The following is a 4630-nucleotide window of genomic DNA, read 5'->3' on the forward strand; positions in this document are numbered from 1 at the left end:
AGATTAAATAATAATTCTCAACCAGAACCAGATTTAAGTTTACTAATACCTCGATCGGATTTTTATGTTGCTGCCTATCCTTGTCCTCAAGATATCTATTTAATTATTGAAGTTTCTGATTCTACCATCGATTATGATCGCTATACTAAAATTCCTCTTTATGCGGAAGCAAATATTAAAAAAGAAGTTTGGATTGTCAATCTCAAGGAAGAATGTTTAGAAGTTTATCGCCATCCTCTGCATGGTAGTTATCAAGCTATTCAGAAATATTATCGAGGTGAAAGTATTTTTATTGAATCCTTTTCAGAAATAGAGTTAACTTTAATTGAAATACTCGGTAATATTTGTTAAATTAAATTATAGAGCGTTTCTCATAAAGAGAAAGTATAACCTAATTTGGTATCGACGACCGACGACCGACTCCCCAAAACGAAAAATTCGTACCTCACCATAGAATTACTGAATAGCTGATAGCTGGTAGCTGAGGGTTTATAACTTGCGTTCGTAACTTAACAATGTATTTTGTAATAACATTGCCACCGTCATCGGACCGACACCCCCGGGGACAGGAGTAAGATAACTAGCCACTTCTAAAACCCCAGCATAGTCCACATCGCCCACCAAACGGTCAGCGACGCGATTAATCCCCACATCCACTACCACTGCACCGGGTTTTACCATCTCTTTAGTGATTAAATTAGCTTTACCGACAGCAGGTACTAAAATATCGGCACTTCTGGTTATTTCTGCCAGATTTTCTGTGCGCGAGTGAGCAATAGTTACCGTAGCGTTTTCCTCCAATAACATTAAAGCTAAAGGTTTCCCCACTAGAATACTGCGACCCACCACCACCGCGTGCTTACCGGCTATGGGAATATTATATTCTTTCAGCAGTGCCATGACCCCCGCAGGAGTACAACTGCGGATACAGTCCTCACCCCGCACTAAACCGCCTAAATTGAGAGGATGTAAACCATCAGCATCTTTTTTCGGGTCAATTTGGTAGAGAAGGGAAACCGCATCTAAATGCTTAGGTAAGGGTAATTGAATTAAAATCCCGTCCACCCGCTCATCTTGATTGAGACGGACAATTTCCGCTAAAATTTCTAGTTCACTTGTATCGGTGGGAAAATGACGACCAAAAGAGGCCATGCCGATTTTAGTACAAGCTTTCTCCTTATTGCGGACATAAACGGCACTAGCGGGATTATCCCCCACCATCAACACCGCTAACCCCGGAGGTCGTCCCATTTGAGATTTTAGCCTCTGGATGCGCTCTCCTAGACCAAGTTGGATTTTTTGAGCTAAGGCTTTCCCGTCGAGAATTTGGCAAGTAGTTACGGACATTCTATGATAATACCGAGAACAAAAATCTTTCGGATCCATTCTATGGTCAAAAAGATTGGCTAATCGCACTCGTTAAGGTTAAAGCAAGAATGTCTATTCAGACTCGTGTAGGGCGCATCGGCAGTTTATTATTATTGCTAGGGTTATTCGGTTGTAGTACCCTTGCTGACCTCGGTATTGCCGTTCCCTACATCGGTGATCCTCCCCTAACAGCGATCGAACAATTACAGGAAAAACCAAAAGGCACTTTAGTTTATCTTAGGGGAACCGTGAGCAATTATGCCCCTTTTTTAACTGGAGGAGCCTATCTTTTGCAGGATGGGTCGGGTAAGATTTGGATTCGCACCAATAGCAATAAATTACCCCGTCAAGGCGAAGAAATCGTCATTAAGGGCAAAATTGACTTTGAGGCTATTCCCCAGGGTTCCCAAAGCGTTAACGAATTGTATGTGCTGGAATTAGAACAGATGGATGCAGTAGCAGTTAATTCGGTTCCCACTCCCTCCCCGTCCCCAGAAATTAAACCTTCCCCCACCTCAGAAGTTAAACCCCCAGAAAATAATTCTCCCCCAGTCTCCACTAAACCCCTGGAAAATCCCCGACAGGTGACAATTCCGGGCGCTGCTGAAACAAAACCCCCAGAAACTCCCGTCGTTACCCCCGTTAAACCCAATCCACCCGTGCAACCCGTCGCAGAAGCGATTCCCCCCAAACCCCCCGCAGTGGTTAAACCCGTCCGGGACCCCCTCGATGCTTTCTTTTTACCCCATAAACAAAGGGAGAAAAACAGTAAACAGTAATCAGTAATCAGTAATCAGTAATCAGTAATCAGTAATCAGTAGCGGGGTAAACAGATGGAGAGTAAAGTTTATGACAAAGCTTATAAATTTGCCATTAGGATTGTTAAAGGCTATAAATATTTGTGTGAAACTAAACAAGAATATATTTTGTCAAAACAGCTATTAAGGAGTGGCACTTCAATCGGGGCTAACATTGCCGAGGCTAATGGAGCTATTTTTAAAGCTGATTTTCGAGCTAAAATGTCAATAGCTTATAAGGAGTGTCTAGAAACAAAGTATTGGCTGTCTCTATTGAAAGACACGAATTACATAGAGGAAAGAGCCTTTCAAAGTATCAATGATGACGCAGAGGAAATTGGTAAAATGCTTTGGGCTATTCTAAAAACCTGCCAAGAAAATACCAAAACCCGATAACCGATAACTGATAACTGATAACTGATAACTGATAACTGATAACTGATGATATTCGTTGCTTTGGCGATTTTAGAACAGGACGGTCGATTTTTAATGCAGTTGCGCGACGACATCCCGACGATTCTCTATCCGGGGGTGTGGGGTTTATTTGGTGGTCACTTAGAAGCGGGTGAAAATCCAGAAATAGGGTTAAAACGAGAGTTAAAAGAAGAAATTAACTACGAAGCCCCTAGTTTAGGCTATTTTCGCTCTTATAACGATGATAATCTCTCCCGTTATCTTTATCATGTACCTCTGACCGTGGAATTAGAAAAATTAGTGCAAACGGAAGGGCAAGATTTGGCATTATTACCCCCGGCTGCCATCCTTCAAGGGGAATACTATTCCCAGAAGATTAATCAGACTCGTCCTTTAGGAAAAATTCATCGACAGATATTACTCGATTTTATAGAAGTAGAATTATAGTGGATATTAGAGCCAGACAAGGAACTCCCTAATCTCTAGGGAAGTCGTAGTTAACACTGCTCCTCACCTCCCTCAAAGGCAAAATGCTCCCGCTTTTTGAATGGCTTTATTGAAACGTCAATCTTATTTTGGCTTTGTCTTTATGAACCAGTCGCGTCCCTCGTTCGTTTCCGTGCAGAAACTCCTATCTGGAGGTGCGATCGCTACCCTAGCAGTTAGTTCCCTGATGGTCCTTACCCCCGCAGCCAAAGGGGAAAAACCCTTAGAAGATAACCCGAAAGCAGTCATCGACCAGGTTTGGCAAATTGTTAATAATGAATTTGTAGATCGTAGTTTTCATCAAATTGATTGGCAAAAAAAACGTCAAGAATTGTTAAGCAGAAATTATACTAATCCCCAACAAGCTTACACGGCAATTCGGGAAGCTTTAAAGGATTTGGGCGATACTTATACCCGTTTTTTAACTCCTAGTGAATTTTCTGTCCTCACCAGTCAAACTTCCGGAGAATTATCGGGAATTGGGGTACGTTTAGCCCTCGATAAACGCACTAGCGATCTGGTCGTTGTCGATACGGTGAAAAAATCCCCCGCCAAGGAAGCGGGAATTAAAACAGGCGATCGCCTGATCAGAATTAATGGCAAACCCACCGCTTTAATGACCTTAGAACAAGCAATGGAAGCCCTACAGGGAGAAGTGGGTACTAACGTTAGTTTACAGCTTGCCCGTCCCGATCAGGGGGTATTTGAAGTGACTTTGACCCGGGTAGATATCGAAATCCCCTCGGTTAGCTATACCCTGAAACAGGAAGCTGGGGTGAAAGTTGGTTATATTAAACTGGATGAATTTAGTTCCCATGCGGCCGAACAAATGAAACAGGCGATCGAGGAATTAAGTCAACAACAGATATCCGGCTATGTTCTCGATCTGCGGGGCAACCCCGGCGGTTTACTATTTGCTAGTGTCGATATAGCTCGCATGTGGATGAAACAGGGCAAAATCGTTAGCACCATCGATCGACGAGGCGGTGATCGTCAATTTACTGCCAATAACACCGCTATTACCGATTTACCCCTAGTAGTCTTGGTTAATAAAGGTTCAGCGAGTGCCAGCGAAATCCTCGCTGGGGCGCTGAAAGAAAATGGCCGGGCGACTTTAGTGGGTACATCGACCTATGGCAAGAGTACCGTCCAATCGGTACACACCCTCTCCGATGGTTCCGGTTTAGCGGTGACAATTGCCCGTTATTATCCCCCCAACGGCGAAAATATCTACAAAAAAGGCATTAAACCCGATGTGCAGATCGAGTTAACCCAGGAACAACAGCTGCGCTTCCGCGATGATCCTTCTTTATTGGGAACTAAGGATGATCCCCAGTATCAACACGCGATCTCGCTGTTACAATCCCATAGTGTTAAACGTCCTGGCACTAGCAATCTCAATAACCCTTTGAGTAGTCGCGCTGATTGACATCCTCGCCGCCGTAAAACGGACGGCGATTCCTCACCACGCCACCTTTTTAGAATGGTCGCGTCAATGGGGTTGACGCGACCCGGGATGCTGCTTCTTTAACAGAAGTCTTACGCTTTCCGACCCGTCCATTTTG

6 protein-coding genes are annotated in these 4630 nt (G+C 43.7%); 5 read left to right on the top strand and 1 reads right to left on the bottom strand.

What is annotated here, in order from left to right; all coding sequences use genetic code 11:
* Positions 1-351, top strand: a 351-nt coding sequence (locus IM479_RS14785) for a Uma2 family endonuclease (protein ID WP_287684494.1), incomplete at its 5' end; no start/stop codon positions are given.
* A gap of 138 nt (positions 352-489) precedes the next feature.
* On the opposite strand, the gene folD is transcribed toward IM479_RS14785, so the two are convergent.
* Positions 490-1347, bottom strand: a complete 858-nt coding sequence (gene folD, locus IM479_RS14790; RefSeq protein ID WP_287684493.1) for a bifunctional methylenetetrahydrofolate dehydrogenase/methenyltetrahydrofolate cyclohydrolase FolD — start codon at positions 1345-1347, stop codon at positions 490-492.
* An 89-nt stretch (positions 1348-1436) separates the two neighbouring features.
* On the opposite strand from folD, the gene IM479_RS14795 reads away from it, so the two are divergent.
* The 4 genes from IM479_RS14795 to ctpB all read left to right on the top strand — a co-directional run bounded on the left by IM479_RS14795 (position 1437) and on the right by ctpB (position 4494).
* Positions 1437-2147: an OB-fold nucleic acid binding domain protein gene (locus IM479_RS14795; protein ID WP_286824120.1), complete on the top strand. Its 711-nt coding sequence runs from the start codon at positions 1437-1439 to the stop codon at positions 2145-2147.
* A gap of 54 nt (positions 2148-2201) precedes the next feature.
* Entirely contained in the window at positions 2202-2561 is a 360-nt protein-coding gene (locus IM479_RS14800) for a four helix bundle protein (RefSeq protein WP_287684492.1), read from the top strand.
* 45 nt (positions 2562-2606) lie between these two features.
* Positions 2607-3026, top strand: coding sequence for an NUDIX hydrolase (locus IM479_RS14805; protein ID WP_287684490.1), 420 nt, complete (start codon positions 2607-2609; stop codon positions 3024-3026).
* Positions 3027-3168: 142 nt separating this feature from the next.
* Positions 3169-4494: a carboxyl-terminal processing protease CtpB gene (gene ctpB / locus IM479_RS14810; RefSeq protein ID WP_353737551.1), complete on the top strand. Its 1326-nt coding sequence runs from the start codon at positions 3169-3171 to the stop codon at positions 4492-4494.
* Positions 4495-4630 lie beyond the last annotated feature (136 nt).

The sequence above is a fragment of the Microcystis sp. M165S2 genome (assembly GCF_020245885.1).
Classification (GTDB): domain Bacteria; phylum Cyanobacteriota; class Cyanobacteriia; order Cyanobacteriales; family Microcystaceae; genus Microcystis.